Origin of the sequence: Chryseobacterium sp. T20 (assembly GCF_047345655.1) — a bacterium.
Classification (GTDB): Bacteria; Bacteroidota; Bacteroidia; order Flavobacteriales; family Weeksellaceae; genus Chryseobacterium.
Window position 1 is genome coordinate 39055 of the sequence record NZ_JBLFDU010000006.1, and the last position, 13070, is coordinate 52124.

A 13070-nucleotide genomic window follows, 5' to 3' on the forward strand; every position below is an offset into this window, starting at 1 on the left:
CAAAGCAGTAGGGAGGGGCTCTTCATAAATGAATGCTGTTCACTATGAACTAAAATATCTGTCTTTTTGAATTACAGTGTAGATAAAAACAAAAAAAGACTTACATTTCTGTAAGTCTTCTTGCTCCTCCTGCTGGGCTCGAACCAGCGACCCTCTGATTAACAGTCAGATGCTCTAACCAACTGAGCTAAGGAGGAATGTCCTTTGTTTTAAGTGGTGCAAATATAGGACGAATATTTATACCCTACAAATATTTTTAAGAAAAATTTTTAAAATTTTATAATTTACCCATAAATACTTTGAAGATGTCGCTTCCAAAGATCAGTAACATCAATCCTAACAGGAAGATAACTCCAATCATCTGTGCGTTTTCCAAAACTTTCTGCGGAACAGGTTTTCCTACAATAATTTCATATAAAGTAAATAAAACGTGTCCACCATCAAGTCCCGGAATAGGAATAAGGTTCAGGAATGCCAACCATACGGAGAACATTGCTGTAAAGCTCCAGAAAGCTACCCAGTTGATCTTAACGCTTCCATCCGCATCTTTATCTACAGGCATATTCTTTACAATAGCAATAGGACCTCCAACGTTCTTATACCCCTGAACTTTAGAGTTGAACATAATTTTGAACTGCTTAACCTGAGTAGTTAATGCTTCAATAGTTCTAGTAAATCCTCTTGGAATAGCCTCACCGAAAGAATATTTTTTATTGGTTACAATATCTTTTGCAATGCTTTTTGTATCAATTGCGATACCCAGTTTTCCGTTTTTATCTACAGAAACTGCCGGTAATGTCTGTACAGCTCCGTTTCTTTCAACGTCTACAGAAATTGTTTTTCCTTTATTTTCACTTAAAAGAGCACTTACTTCATCAAAAAATGCTGCTTTCTTACCATTGATTCCTACAATTTTATCACCTTTTGCAAGACCAGATGCCTGAGAAGAAGGAGTTGCTAATGAATCAACAACCATAGAAACTCTTGGAGTGATATAGAGTCTTGCTTCTTTCTGTTTTAGAACATCTGCTACACCATCTGCATTCACCGGGAAAGTAACTTCCTGCCCGTTTCTGTTTACGGTAACATGATCTCCTAATAGAATATTGATTGAAGTATTTTCAAGTCTTTCCGCTGGTTTTCCGTCTACGCTGATGATTTTGTCACCATTCTGGAATCCCATTTTCTTTCCTGCTGAAGTAGCTTCAATACCGTTGTTGAATTTTGTGATATCCGTATACGTTTCCCCGTTGAAGAAAGATAAACAACTATAGATTAACCATGCAAGGAAAAAGTTAACAGTAACCCCACCCAACATAATGATCAGTCTCTGCCAAGCCGGTTTTGATCTGAATTCCCATGGCTCTGCCGGTTTTTTCATTTGGGCAGTATCCATACTTTCATCTACCATTCCGGCAATCTTCACATACCCTCCGAAAGGAAGCCATCCGATACCATATTTCGTTTGTTCAGGGTGTTTTCTCCAGTCGTTATCCGGAAGTTTTGATATATCGATAGGAACTTCTTCCTTCTTTCCGTTCACTTCTATTACTTCAGAATCCGGTAAGTTTTTTGATAAAAATTTATACTGCCATTTTCCGTTGATTTTCTTCATGGAGAATATGGAGAAATAAGGATCAAAAAACAGGAAAAACTTCTCTGCTCTGGTCTTAAACCATATTGCCGGTAAAAAATGCCCAAGCTCATGAAGAAGCACAAGTATAGAGATGCTCAGAATGAACTGAAAAAGTTTAATTGCTATTTCCATTAATAAATTTTAGATTTTAATTTGCAAAGGTAACAATTATCAAAACTATGCCAAATAAAAAAGCTCCCCGAAACAAGAAGCTTTGTCATATTTAAAGACGATTTGATGATAAGATTATAAATTGAAAGAAACACCAAGGCTGCCATTATTACCAACCTCTGCAAAGACTCCAATTTTCTCTGTGAAGAAATAGCGGGCTCCGATGTGAGCTCCTACTCCAAAGTCTCTCCCAAGAACTCCAAGGTCTACTCCAGGATAGATGTCCCATTTGGAGGGCAGGTTTAAAGCTTCCTGCAAGTGAAAGTTTAGTCTTCCGAAAACAAAAACACGATTATCCTTATCGTTGTTTTTATAATTATCAAAGTAGCCATTAATCCCGGCTCCTACTGAAATAAGTTTGTTGAGTCCATAGTCATAAGTTCCAGTGATTCCGGTTCCATATCCCCACGCGCTCAGTCCCAGTTGTATTTTCTGATCTCCCTTTCCTGTCCAGGCCTGAGCATTAGCCATAGCACCAAAAAAGAAGATCGCCACCATAAAAAACAATTTCTTCATAAATTTTTAATTTTAAGGGTAATAATAAAAAATATCTCTATCAAAAATGAAACCGAAAGAATAGCAATAATATAAAAATGGTTGACTTTAATAAATTATTAAGAAATAGGAGCTGATTTTTGCTTAAAAAACTATCTTTTCCATCATTTAATTCTCTTTTTGTAATCATAAAAGCTGTATTTTTATAGTTCACATTTGGAATAATTTAAAAAGAATAAAAGATGAAAGTTGTAGGACTTAATTTAGATATCATCTGGAAAAATAAAACTGAGAATTTTGCACATATAGAAAGCGAACTACTGAATGTGGAAGCAGATCTGTTTCTTCTTCCTGAAATGTTTTCAACAGGCTTCTGCATGGATGCTTCTGAAGTCTCAGACAGAAATAATGAATCACTGGAGTTTTTTAAAAGAATCTCAAAAGAGAAAAATGCAGCATTTAGCGGAAGTGCTCCGGTAGAACAGAACGGAAATTTTTACAACAGAATGTTTTTTATAAAGCCGGATGGTGAAACTGTTTTTTATGATAAAAGACACTTGTTCTCTTTTTCCGGGGAAGATAAAGTTTATACACCAGGAAAAGAAAGAGTAATTGTTGAATATAAAGGAATACGTTTCCTGCTTCAGGTATGTTATGATCTGCGTTTTCCTGTATTTGCAAGGAATAATGATGATTATGATGCCATTTTATATGTTGCCAACTGGCCCGAGAAAAGGGTAGGAGCATGGGAACACTTGCTAAAAGCCAGAGCTATTGAAAACTTATCTTTTGTATTTGGTTTAAACAGAATCGGGACGGATGGAAATGATCTGTTGTATCAGGAAAGTTCTCACTGCTTCTTTGGGGATGGAAAAGAAATTTCTCAGAAACAGGGAAATCTTGTATCTGCAGAACTCTATATGGAAGAATTAAAAGATTTTAGAAAACATTTTCAGTTTTTGAATGATAGAGATTCCTTTTCTATTGAATTTTAAGATTTTCCCACAGATTTCGCAGATCTTCACAGATTTTTAATTTCTATATAAAGAAAAATAAGCATAATTATCTGTGGAAATCTGTGCGATCTGCGGGAATTATAAAAAACAAAAAACTGTGAAAAATCACAGTTTTAAGCGTATTCTTGTAAAAGTTGTGTGAGGGTATTCACATCATGAACACCACTTTCCTTCCATAGCATTTCTCCTTTTTTGAAAATGGCCAGTGTAGGGACTCCACGCACGCCATACTGAGCTGCCAGTGCAGGATATTGATCTACATCTACCTTTATAATTCTGGCTCCTTCGCCAATATTTTCCTTTACTGTATTTAATACCGAAGACTGTACTTTACAAGGCTGACACCATGTTGCGAAAAAATCAATAAGTACGGGTCTTTCGGAATCTATGATTTCCTGAAATTTTTGTGACATAATTTTGGTTTTATTAGTTTGCTTTTTTGTTTGTTTCATCCTGGATCGCTTTTACATTCTTCCAGGTCGTACCATCATAAGCTTCCACACCATTTTTCTTCAGAATTTCCATAGCCTGATCTGCCTGGATTCCTTTATTGCAAAACACTACAACTTTTTTACCTTTTAGAGTTTCTATATTGTTTTGAATCTCTGCCAAAGGAATGTTGATGGCATTCTTCGCTGTTCCTGCAGCATATTGCTCTGGAATTCTGACATCTACCAATGTTACATCAGAGCTGTTAACCACTTCTTTGATGTTGGCTGTAGAAACGGTTGCTGTAGGATTTGTTTTACAGGCACTTAGCGTAAATGCTAATGCTAAAAATAATCCGAAAAACTGAATTTTCATGTCTTACAGGGTCTTAGATTGGCATACAAAATCTGTGGTTGGAAGTTTTTCCGTTTTTTTGATTCCGTTAAAACCACCTTCTATTTCGGTAAAGTTTCTGATTCCGTGTGAGTTAAGAATGCTTGCGGCAATCATGCTTCTGTACCCACCTGCGCAGTGCAGGAAAAAGTGTTCAGAATCATCAATGGTACGTGCCCAGTCGCTGATGGTATCCAATGGCTTATTGTAAGCATTGTCAATGTGTTCTGCAGAGTATTCAGTCAGTTTTCTTACATCAATTACCGTAGCGCCTGTTGTAAACTGCTCTGCAAATTCAGATGGAGTAATTCTTTTAACTTCGTCAATTTCCTTACCAGCATTTTTCCATGCTTCAAAACTTCCTTTCAGATAACCAATCACATTGTCAAAGCCTACTCGGCTCAGTCTTGTGATCACTTCCTCTTCAGTGCCTTCGTCAGTAACTAATAATAAAGGGTGTTTTACATCTACAATAAGCGTTCCTACCCATGGGGCAAAATCACCTTTCAGTCCTATATTGATAGAGTTGGGAACAAACCCTTTATGGAAGTCCGCAGCGCCTCTTGTATCTAAAATTAATGCTCCTGTTTCTTCTGCCAGTGCTTCGAAATCTTCTGGTGCTACAGGCTGCAGTCCTTTGTTCATAACAACGTCCAGACTTTCATAGCCACCTTTATTTAAAGCAACATTCATCCCGAAATATTTCGGTGGAGCTGTTAAACCATCCAGAACTTCTCTGATGAAAGATTCTTTATCTGGTTGATTAAGAGCGTAATTGGTCTTCTTTTGGTTTCCTAAAATATCAACTGTCTCTTTCTGCATATTTTTCCCACATGCAGATCCGGCTCCGTGAGCTGGATAAACTGTGATGCTGTCATCCAATGGCATGATTTTGTTCTGAAGGCTGTCGTAAAGAATTCCTGCAAGGTCTTCCTGAGTAAGATTAGTTGCCTTCTGGGCAAGATCCGGTCTTCCAACATCTCCTAAAAACAGCGTATCACCAGTAAAGATTGCAGTTTCAACACCGGTTTCATCAATTAAAAGGAAAGTGCTGCTTTCCATCGTATGTCCTGGAGTGTGCATCACTTTTATTTTTACCTTCCCGATCTCAAAAATCTGATTGTCTTCAGCAATAATGGCATCAAATTCCGGAGCAGCAGTAGGTCCGTATACAATAGGAGCACCTGTTTTCTTGCTTAAATCCAAATGTCCTGATACAAAATCTGCATGGAAGTGAGTTTCAAAAATATATTTTAAAGTGACATTGTCTTTTTCCAGACGATCCAGGTAAGGTTTTACTTCTCTTAGCGGATCAATAATGGCAGCTTCATTCTCTGATACAATATAATAGGCACCCTGAGCCAGACAGCCCGTATATATTTGTTCAATTTTCATTGGGGTCTTTTTTTAATGAGTTAAAGATACAAAGTATTAGATAAATTCTAAATGAAATGTTAAATCCCATTGATAGTTTCTTTCAATACTTTGTTAAACGTATGTTTAGTATGCGTTGTTTTTTCAGCAAAAAGAATGCCTTACATAATGTCAATTGGCGAATGCTGTTTTATATCATGTTTAGGTTTTATATACTTCCTGATATGAAAAAAAATAATCATGGTTTAAGATTTGATTATCAAAGAGCAAATTTATTTTCGAAAGGAATAGAGAGAAGTTCTTCAGAAAATATCTTTACATATTTTACAAAAAATTTTATATTTATAAGTTTAAAAAAGCAATCAAATGGCAGACAAAACACAATTTATTGAAGAACTTAACGCTAGATATACTCCGAAAGGAGAGCATATAATATTAGGAAAAGGGATGTTGGACGGAGAAGTAGTCACAGAAGTGAATGTAAGTATTCCTCTGAAAACCATAAACCGTCACGGTCTTATTGCCGGAGCTACCGGAACCGGTAAGACAAAAACATTACAGGTGTTTGCAGAACAGCTTTCTCACGCAGGAATTCCGTCTTTGGTTCTGGATATTAAAGGAGATTTCTCCGGAATTGCAGAAGCAGGCCAGATGAATTCTATTATTGAAGAAAGATATGCCAAAACACAGCTTCCTTATAATCCACAAGGTTTTCCTGTAGAACTCATGAGTATTTCCGGAGGAAAAGGAGTAAAACTGAGGGCTACGGTTACAGAATTCGGGCCTGTTTTATTAAGTAAAATCCTTGAATTGAATGATACCCAGCAAAGTATCATGTCTATTGTCTTCAAATATTGTGATGATAAAGGACTTCCATTGATTGATCTTAATGACTTGAAGAAAGTGCTGCAGTATGTGACGGATAATGCACAGGGAAAAGCTGAGCTTGCAGCCAATTATGGATCTATTGCACCAGCATCTTTGGGAGCTATTTTAAGATCTATTGTAGCTTTGGAACAACAAGGAGCGGCAGGATTCTTTGGTGAGCTAAGCTTTGATGTTCATGACTTGCTGGAAACAAGAGACGGAAAAGGAGTGGTTAATATCTTAAGAGTAGCAGATATCCAGAACAAGCCACAGCTTTTCTCCACGTTTATGCTTTCGCTTTTTGCAGAAATTTATATGACGTTTCCAGAAGAAGGAGATAGCGGAAAGCCGAAATTGGTATTATTCATTGATGAAGCTCACCTAATTTTTGATGAAGCTTCCAAAGCGCTTCTTTCACAAATCGAAACAATGGTAAAACTGATCCGTTCCAAAGGAGTGGGGATCTATTTTATTACCCAGATTCCTGGTGATGTCCCTGAAAATGTCCTTTCCCAGTTAGGATTGAAAATACAGCATGCCCTAAGAGGATTTACGGCAAAAGATAAAAAAGAAATTACCAAAGCCGTTGAAAATTATCCTACCACAGAATATTACAATGCTTCCAGCCTGATTCAGAATCTGGGAATTGGAGAAGCATTTGTGACGGCTCTTGATGAAAAAGGAATTCCAACCCCATTGGTACATACTTATCTGATCTCTCCGGAATCAAGAATGGATGTTCTGAATGATGCGGAAATTTCTGATCTGACTTCAAGATCAGCACTTGTGGCGAAATATGAGCAGGCAATTGACAGAGAATCTGCTTACGAAATGCTTACTAACAGAATGGAACAGGCGGCACAAAATCCGTCACCTACCCAAAAGACAAGACCGGTAAAAGAAGAGCCCGGAATGTTTGAACAGGTATTGCAGAGTAAAGCTGGCCGTACTTTTACCTCTACATTAATGAGAGAAGGAGCAAAAGCTATTCTCGGAATGTTCGGTCTGGGAGGCAGAAGAAGATAATTTTGAAAGACAACCTGCTGTATTTTGATATATTTTTTGTTATTTTAGCAGGTTATCTTTACTTAACAAAGAAAAATAAGACCGTATTTTATTGGGGAATAAAGGGTCGGTTTTGAATATTAAACTAGAAAAACAGCAGTTAACACACATTCATGTATTCAATTATAGATATAGAAAGTAATGGTGCAGGTTATAGAAATGAATGCATTATAGATATCGCCATTTACAGATATGACGGTCAGAAAATTATAGACCAGTTTATATCTCTGGTAAACCCTGAGGGTGATATTACCCCTTTTGTACAAAAGCTGACCAGTATTACCCCGAAAATGGTCAAAACTGCTCCGAAATTTCATGAAATTGCCAAAAGAGTGATAGAAATTACTCAAAATACAACTTTGGTAGGTCATAATATAGATTTTGATTACAGAATGCTTCGTCAGTCATTCAAAAGGCTTGGTTATGATTTTAAAATCAATACTTTAGATACAATTCCTTTAGCGAAAAAGCTGATTCCTGATGAGGTAAGTTATTCGTTGGGAAAATTGGTGAAATCATTGGGTATTCCTTTGACGAATCATCACAGAGCAGAAGGTGATGCAAGAGCCACATTAGAGCTTTTCAAACTTCTGATTTCAAAAGATACCGAAAATGAGATTATTCAGAAGCAACACGATGAGTCTAACGCCAAAACGTATATTAATAAGATTAAAGAATTGACCCAGGATCTTCCTAATGATAAAGGTTTTGTCTATTTTCAGGATGAAGGCGGACGTATCATGTTCTCTGATTATGTTCAGGATATCAACAAATTTTCCAAAAAGGTTTTCAATTCCAAATCAAAAAAATGGGAACAGATTCAGAAAGATGTTGAACAGATTAATTTTGAACTTACCGGAACAGATATTATTGCTAAACTGATCCTGAATTCCAAGAATATTAAAAAGAAAGAAGTTTTACCTTTCGGATTATATTTCAGGAATAATAAATATGTGGTTGAGAAAAATAAACTCAATAAAACTGAGAAACCGGTCTTGAAATTCAGATCATTTACCCAGGGAACAAAAGCTGTTCAGTTTATTGGATCTCAGGAAGAATTTAAAGATTTTTCTGTATTGAAACAGAAAATTGAATTCAGGAAAAGAAATGAACTTTGGCTGGGGCCTGGAAGAAAATTAGGAGAAAAGTTATTTTTAATCATAGAAAACGGGAAAGTGGTTTCTTTTGGATTCTATGAACTGTTTACGCAGATTCAGACACTGAGTAAGCTGGCTAAGTTGAAAATTGATCTTCCGCTATCTTCCACAGATCTGAATAACGAATTGCAGTTGGCGCTGCTTCGTGGGGATTTTGAGACATTACCGTTACCGAAGTAATAGAGTGTCTATACGTTACAAGTTGTCTTCTGAAGACAATACTTGTAAAATCAATTTTTAAAAAGTAAAAAATAAATAGTATTTTTGCAAAAAATAAATACAAGCAATGCAAAATTTTAAACAAAATAAAACTGGAAAAAAGGGAGCTGTAAAGTTCTCTAAGGTTTGGAATATTTAAAAGAGTTGTCTTGCATAAAAAATAATCAATGTGGCAGGCTCTTTTCTGAAGAATCTGCCTTTTTTTATGTTAAAATGAAATTATGAATTCAAAAGAATTATTAAAGATTGCCAATGAGTTTGGCACACCAGTGTATGTTTATGATGCGGAGTCCATCAAAGTTCAATACGAAAAACTTACCTCTTCATTTTTAAAACATACGAAGTTCTTCTACGCTGCAAAGGCTTTGACAAATATCAATATTCTTAAGTATGTCAAGAACCTGGGGGCATCTTTGGATTGTGTATCTATTAACGAAGTTAAACTGGGATTAAAAGCAGGATTTTCGAAAGAAAAGATCTTATTTACTCCCAACTGTGTTGACCTGGCTGAAATAGAGGAAGCAATGACTTTCGGAGTTCATATTAACATTGATAACATTTCTATTCTTGAGCAATTCGGGAATAAATACGGAAACACCTATCCTATTTTAGTAAGAATCAATCCGCATATTTTTGCTGGTGGGAACTATAAAATCTCAACAGGGCATATCGACAGTAAATTCGGTATTTCCATTCATCAGGTTCGTCACATCGAAAGAGTGATGAAAAGTACCAACCTGAATGTTGAAGGACTTCACATGCATACAGGAAGTGAAATTAAAGATCCTGATGTATTCCTTCAGGCGTTGGAGATCATGCTGGAACTTTCTGAGCATTTCCCGAACCTGAAATATCTGGATATGGGAAGTGGTTTCAAAATCCCTTACCAGGACAGTGAAGAAGAAACTGATGTAAGAACATTAGGTAAAAAAGTAGAGAAAGTAATTTCTGAGTTTTCAAAATCTACAGGGAAGAAATTCGAATTATGGTTTGAGCCTGGTAAATTTTTAGTTGGGAAAAGTGGATATTTATTGGTGAAAGCTAATGTAATCAAACAGACAACGGCTACTGTTTTCGTTGGGGTGAATTCTGGATTTAATCACCTGATCCGACCAATGTTCTATGATTCTTACCATATGATTGAGAACCTGTCTAATCCGAAAGGAGCAGAAAGAATTTATACGGTAGTAGGAAATATCTGTGAAACGGATACATTCGCATGGGACAGAAAGCTGAATGAAGTAAGAGAAGGTGATATTCTTGCTTTCCACAATGCAGGAGCATATGGTTTTGAAATGAGTTCAAACTTCAACTCAAGATTAAAGCCTGCTGAAGTTCTGTTCTTAGATGGAAAAGCTCATTTGATCCGTAAAAGAGATGAGTTTGAAGATTTGTTGAGAAATCAGATAGAAGTAGTGATGTAAAATCCGAAACATATCATATAAACAGCTGCCTTTTTTGGGCGGCTGTTTTGTTTTACTGGGAAACTAAACCTCACAGGTTTTCAAAACCTATGAGGTTTAAAATGGAAAAAGAATTCAAAATTAAATTACAAGTTTTTAACATTGAATTAGGGACGGAGTCTCAACTTTATTAGCTAAATTTGATAGTGATAGGAAGATTTTTCTCTTTCTCAAGTACTATTTTCACCAAAAAACAACCACCAAAACATAGTAATTATGGCAAAAAACATCGCAGAGCAGATTGTTGAAATGCTCGAAAATGCCAATGTGAAAAGAATTTATGCAGTAACCGGCGACAGTCTTAATCATCTGAATATTGCGGTCAAAAAAAGCAGTATCCAATGGATTCATGTAAGACACGAAGAAGTAGGAGCTTATGCTGCCGCTGCAGAGGCTGAGCTTGATGGGTTCGCTGTATGTGCCGGAAGCTGCGGTCCTGGGCACGTTCATCTGATCAATGGAGTTTATGAAGCTCATCGCTCGCATGTTCCAATGCTGATTATTGCTTCTACGATTCCCAGCGACGAAATGGGAATGGACTACTTTCAGGAAACCAATACGATAAAACTGTTTGATGACTGCAGCTATTATAACCAGATGATTACCCGGCCAGAGCAGGTACAGAGAACTGTACAGACTGCTATTCAACATGCAATTTCCAAAAAAGGAGTTGCGGTGATAGGTCTTCCGGGAGATGTTTCTGAACTGGATGCTGAAGAAGGCTCTACTTCCACTCAGATCTTTAAAACCAATCCTGTGATAAGACCATCCGATGATGAACTGAAAAGCTTATCAGGGCTTATAAATAAAAGCAAAAAAGTAACCTTATACTGTGGAATAGGTGCGGCTGAAGCCCGTGATGAAGTGATTGCTTTGTCTAATCTGTTAAAAGCGCCCGTAGGATATTCATTTAGGGGAAAAATGGCTATCCAGCCCAATAACCCAAATGAAGTGGGACTTACAGGTCTGCTAGGATTTCCTTCAGCGTATCACGCCATGCACGAAGCCGATCTTGTGATTCTTCTGGGGACGGATTTTCCTTATCAGAAATTCATGCCTGTAAAAAATAAAATCGTCCAGATTGATGAAAGTCCTGAAAGATTAGGAAGAAGAGCAAAACTGGAGTTAGGACTTGCTGGAGATGTCAAAGAAACCATTAAAGCATTATTGCCCTTACTTGACGAAAAAACGGATGTTCATTTCCTGAACGAGCAGCTGGCATTTTACGATAAAGTGAAAGAAAACCAGTTGGAGTATGTGAAAGATTCTGGAAAAGAGAATGCTATTCAGCCGGAATATGTGGCCCACACTTTAGACAAACTTGCTAAGCATGACGCTATTTTTACGGTTGATACCGGAATGTGCTGTGTTTGGGGAGCAAGATTTATTACAGGAACGGGCGAAAGGAAAATGCTGGGTTCGTTTAATCATGGATCAATGGCGAACGCAATGCCAATGGCTATCGGGGCAGCTTTAGCACATCCTGGCAAACAGGTGATTGCCATGTGTGGAGACGGAGGATTGTCTATGCTGTTAGGAGATATGGCTACTATTTTTCAGTATAAATTACCGATAAAACTGATTGTATTCAACAATAGAACGTTGGGAATGGTAAAGCTGGAAATGGAAGTTGGCGGAATGCCGGATAATGAAACAGATATGATTAACCCTGATTTTGCAATGGTTGCACACGCTATGGGCTATCCCGGAAAAAATGTGCATCTTCCTGTAGATGTAGAAAGTGCTATCAAAGAATGTCTGAATCATGATGGACCTTATCTTCTAAATATTTTCACCAATCCTAATGCGCTGGCGCTTCCTCCTAAGATTGAATTTGACCAGATTATGGGAATGACGAAATCTATGGCTCAGCTGATGCTGGGTGGTAAAATGGATGAGGTTTTTGAAACCGTAAAAAGCAATTATAAACATATTAAAGGTCTGCTATAAGATTAAAAAGCAATGAATTTAAAACTTGCTTTGAATTCACAATATTTAAATTCTGAAACTTCATGCTTTGCGTGAAGTTTTGTTTTTTATAAATAAGCTAAATATTTACCTTTGTTTATTATTAGTAAACAAAATTATGAGAACGGTACTTTTATTTTTGGCTTTGTGTGCTGTGAATTTTTCATTTGCACAGGATCAGGAAGACCGTGATGATTCTTTCATCAGGGAGAGCAATAAAAATATTCTGAAAATAGACATCAAAGAACCTTTTATGCAGGTGGCTGTAAAATGTAATGATTTTAAACCTGCAGCCTATGAAGGAGGTGTTGTAGCCTATAAAGAAATCCTCAACAAATATATGTATGCATACCTGAATTCTGATTTCTATGCTTTGACTGGAGATTTTACATTTACCTTAGTGCTTGATGCTAAAGGAAAAGTAGTAGATGTGAAAGGAATGCCCAAAGTACAAAACAGTGAAGTTTTTTTTGACGATATGCAATATGTAGTAAGAAGAATCAAGAAAAACTGGACTCCTGCCTCTTGTGGCGGGCAGCCTGTAGCTTCACAGATTAAAGTTAAAATGAACTTCTCTTCAATGTCTGTGGATATCGATTAGATGCAAAGGTTTTCTTTTCAAAATTTAAACGCAGGGAGATATTTATTAAAGGGATAAAATAAGCTCTGGAAAAAATAAAAATCAAATGGAAGCCATTGTCAAAAAAAAGGAGTTTCAGTTGATTCTAAAACAATAAGTGAAAATCAGTTCTGTTAAAAATACCTATAATCATGATTAAGAAATTTTTGTTGCTCGTCACTTTCTTTACAACAAAAT

11 protein-coding genes and 1 tRNA gene are annotated in these 13070 nt (G+C 36.6%); 6 read left to right on the plus strand and 6 right to left on the minus strand.

Annotated elements, in window-relative coordinates; translation table 11 throughout:
• Nucleotides 1-123: 123 nt before the first annotated feature.
• From ACMA47_RS14785 to ACMA47_RS14795, 3 genes are all read right to left on the minus strand, one after another.
• Nucleotides 124-197, minus strand: a tRNA-Asn gene (locus ACMA47_RS14785).
• Nucleotides 198-277: 80 nt separating this feature from the next.
• The gene (rseP, locus tag ACMA47_RS14790; protein WP_079243555.1) at nt 278-1768 is read right to left on the minus strand and encodes an RIP metalloprotease RseP; all 1491 of its coding nucleotides are present in this window, start codon (nt 1766-1768) and stop codon (nt 278-280) included.
• Between the two features lie 114 nt (nt 1769-1882).
• Complete coding sequence (locus ACMA47_RS14795; protein WP_047428734.1) at nt 1883-2323, minus strand: DUF6646 family protein; 441 nt, start codon at nt 2321-2323, stop codon at nt 1883-1885.
• 221 nt (nt 2324-2544) lie between these two features.
• On the opposite strand from ACMA47_RS14795, the gene ACMA47_RS14800 reads away from it, so the two are divergent.
• Nucleotides 2545-3297, plus strand: coding sequence for a nitrilase-related carbon-nitrogen hydrolase (locus ACMA47_RS14800; RefSeq protein ID WP_413930378.1), 753 nt, complete (start codon nt 2545-2547; stop codon nt 3295-3297).
• A gap of 134 nt (nt 3298-3431) precedes the next feature.
• Here the strand turns inward: ACMA47_RS14800 and ACMA47_RS14805 are convergent, their stop codons facing one another.
• The 3 genes from ACMA47_RS14805 to ACMA47_RS14815 are packed head-to-tail and all read right to left on the minus strand — an operon-like array spanning nt 3432 to nt 5535.
• Nucleotides 3432-3731, minus strand: a complete 300-nt coding sequence (locus tag ACMA47_RS14805; RefSeq protein ID WP_034692844.1) for a thioredoxin family protein — start codon at nt 3729-3731, stop codon at nt 3432-3434.
• 13 nt (nt 3732-3744) lie between these two features.
• Entirely contained in the window at nt 3745-4122 is a 378-nt protein-coding gene (locus ACMA47_RS14810) for a rhodanese-like domain-containing protein (protein ID WP_413930379.1), read from the minus strand.
• 3 nt (nt 4123-4125) lie between these two features.
• A complete protein-coding gene (locus ACMA47_RS14815; RefSeq protein ID WP_413930380.1) occupies nt 4126-5535 on the minus strand; it encodes an MBL fold metallo-hydrolase in 1410 nt (469 codons plus the stop codon).
• Between the two features lie 345 nt (nt 5536-5880).
• Between ACMA47_RS14815 and ACMA47_RS14820 the strand changes: the two genes are divergently transcribed.
• The 5 genes from ACMA47_RS14820 to ACMA47_RS14840 all read left to right on the plus strand — a co-directional run bounded on the left by ACMA47_RS14820 (nt 5881) and on the right by ACMA47_RS14840 (nt 12854).
• Nucleotides 5881-7407 (plus strand): helicase HerA-like domain-containing protein, encoded by a 1527-nt coding sequence (locus ACMA47_RS14820; RefSeq protein WP_413930381.1) that lies wholly within the window; start codon nt 5881-5883, stop codon nt 7405-7407.
• A gap of 152 nt (nt 7408-7559) precedes the next feature.
• A complete protein-coding gene (locus tag ACMA47_RS14825; RefSeq protein WP_413930382.1) occupies nt 7560-8783 on the plus strand; it encodes a PolC-type DNA polymerase III in 1224 nt (407 codons plus the stop codon).
• 260 nt (nt 8784-9043) lie between these two features.
• Nucleotides 9044-10246: a diaminopimelate decarboxylase gene (gene lysA, locus ACMA47_RS14830; protein WP_174774481.1), complete on the plus strand. Its 1203-nt coding sequence runs from the start codon at nt 9044-9046 to the stop codon at nt 10244-10246.
• Between the two features lie 255 nt (nt 10247-10501).
• Nucleotides 10502-12235 (plus strand): thiamine pyrophosphate-dependent enzyme, encoded by a 1734-nt coding sequence (locus ACMA47_RS14835; RefSeq protein ID WP_413930383.1) that lies wholly within the window; start codon nt 10502-10504, stop codon nt 12233-12235.
• A 136-nt stretch (nt 12236-12371) separates the two neighbouring features.
• On the plus strand, nt 12372-12854 hold the full coding sequence (locus tag ACMA47_RS14840; RefSeq protein WP_413930384.1) for a hypothetical protein: 483 nt from the start codon (nt 12372-12374) through the stop codon (nt 12852-12854).
• Nucleotides 12855-13070 lie beyond the last annotated feature (216 nt).

Excerpts from the sequence above, each read along its gene's own strand:
- ACMA47_RS14835 (WP_413930383.1), top strand. The coding sequence starts at position 10,502 with ATGGCAAAAAACATCGCAGAGCAGATTGTTGAAATGCTCGAAAATGCC.
- ACMA47_RS14810 (WP_413930379.1), bottom strand. The coding sequence starts at position 4,122 with ATGAAAATTCAGTTTTTCGGATTATTTTTAGCATTAGCATTTACGCTA.
- ACMA47_RS14820 (WP_413930381.1), top strand. The coding sequence starts at position 5,881 with ATGGCAGACAAAACACAATTTATTGAAGAACTTAACGCTAGATATACT.
- ACMA47_RS14815 (WP_413930380.1), bottom strand. The coding sequence starts at position 5,535 with ATGAAAATTGAACAAATATATACGGGCTGTCTGGCTCAGGGTGCCTAT.
- lysA (WP_174774481.1), top strand. The coding sequence starts at position 9,044 with ATGAATTCAAAAGAATTATTAAAGATTGCCAATGAGTTTGGCACACCA.
- ACMA47_RS14805 (WP_034692844.1), bottom strand. The coding sequence starts at position 3,731 with ATGTCACAAAAATTTCAGGAAATCATAGATTCCGAAAGACCCGTACTT.
- ACMA47_RS14800 (WP_413930378.1), top strand. The coding sequence starts at position 2,545 with ATGAAAGTTGTAGGACTTAATTTAGATATCATCTGGAAAAATAAAACT.
- ACMA47_RS14840 (WP_413930384.1), top strand. The coding sequence starts at position 12,372 with ATGAGAACGGTACTTTTATTTTTGGCTTTGTGTGCTGTGAATTTTTCA.
- ACMA47_RS14825 (WP_413930382.1), top strand. The coding sequence starts at position 7,560 with ATGTATTCAATTATAGATATAGAAAGTAATGGTGCAGGTTATAGAAAT.
- rseP (WP_079243555.1), bottom strand. The coding sequence starts at position 1,768 with ATGGAAATAGCAATTAAACTTTTTCAGTTCATTCTGAGCATCTCTATA.
- ACMA47_RS14795 (WP_047428734.1), bottom strand. The coding sequence starts at position 2,323 with ATGAAGAAATTGTTTTTTATGGTGGCGATCTTCTTTTTTGGTGCTATG.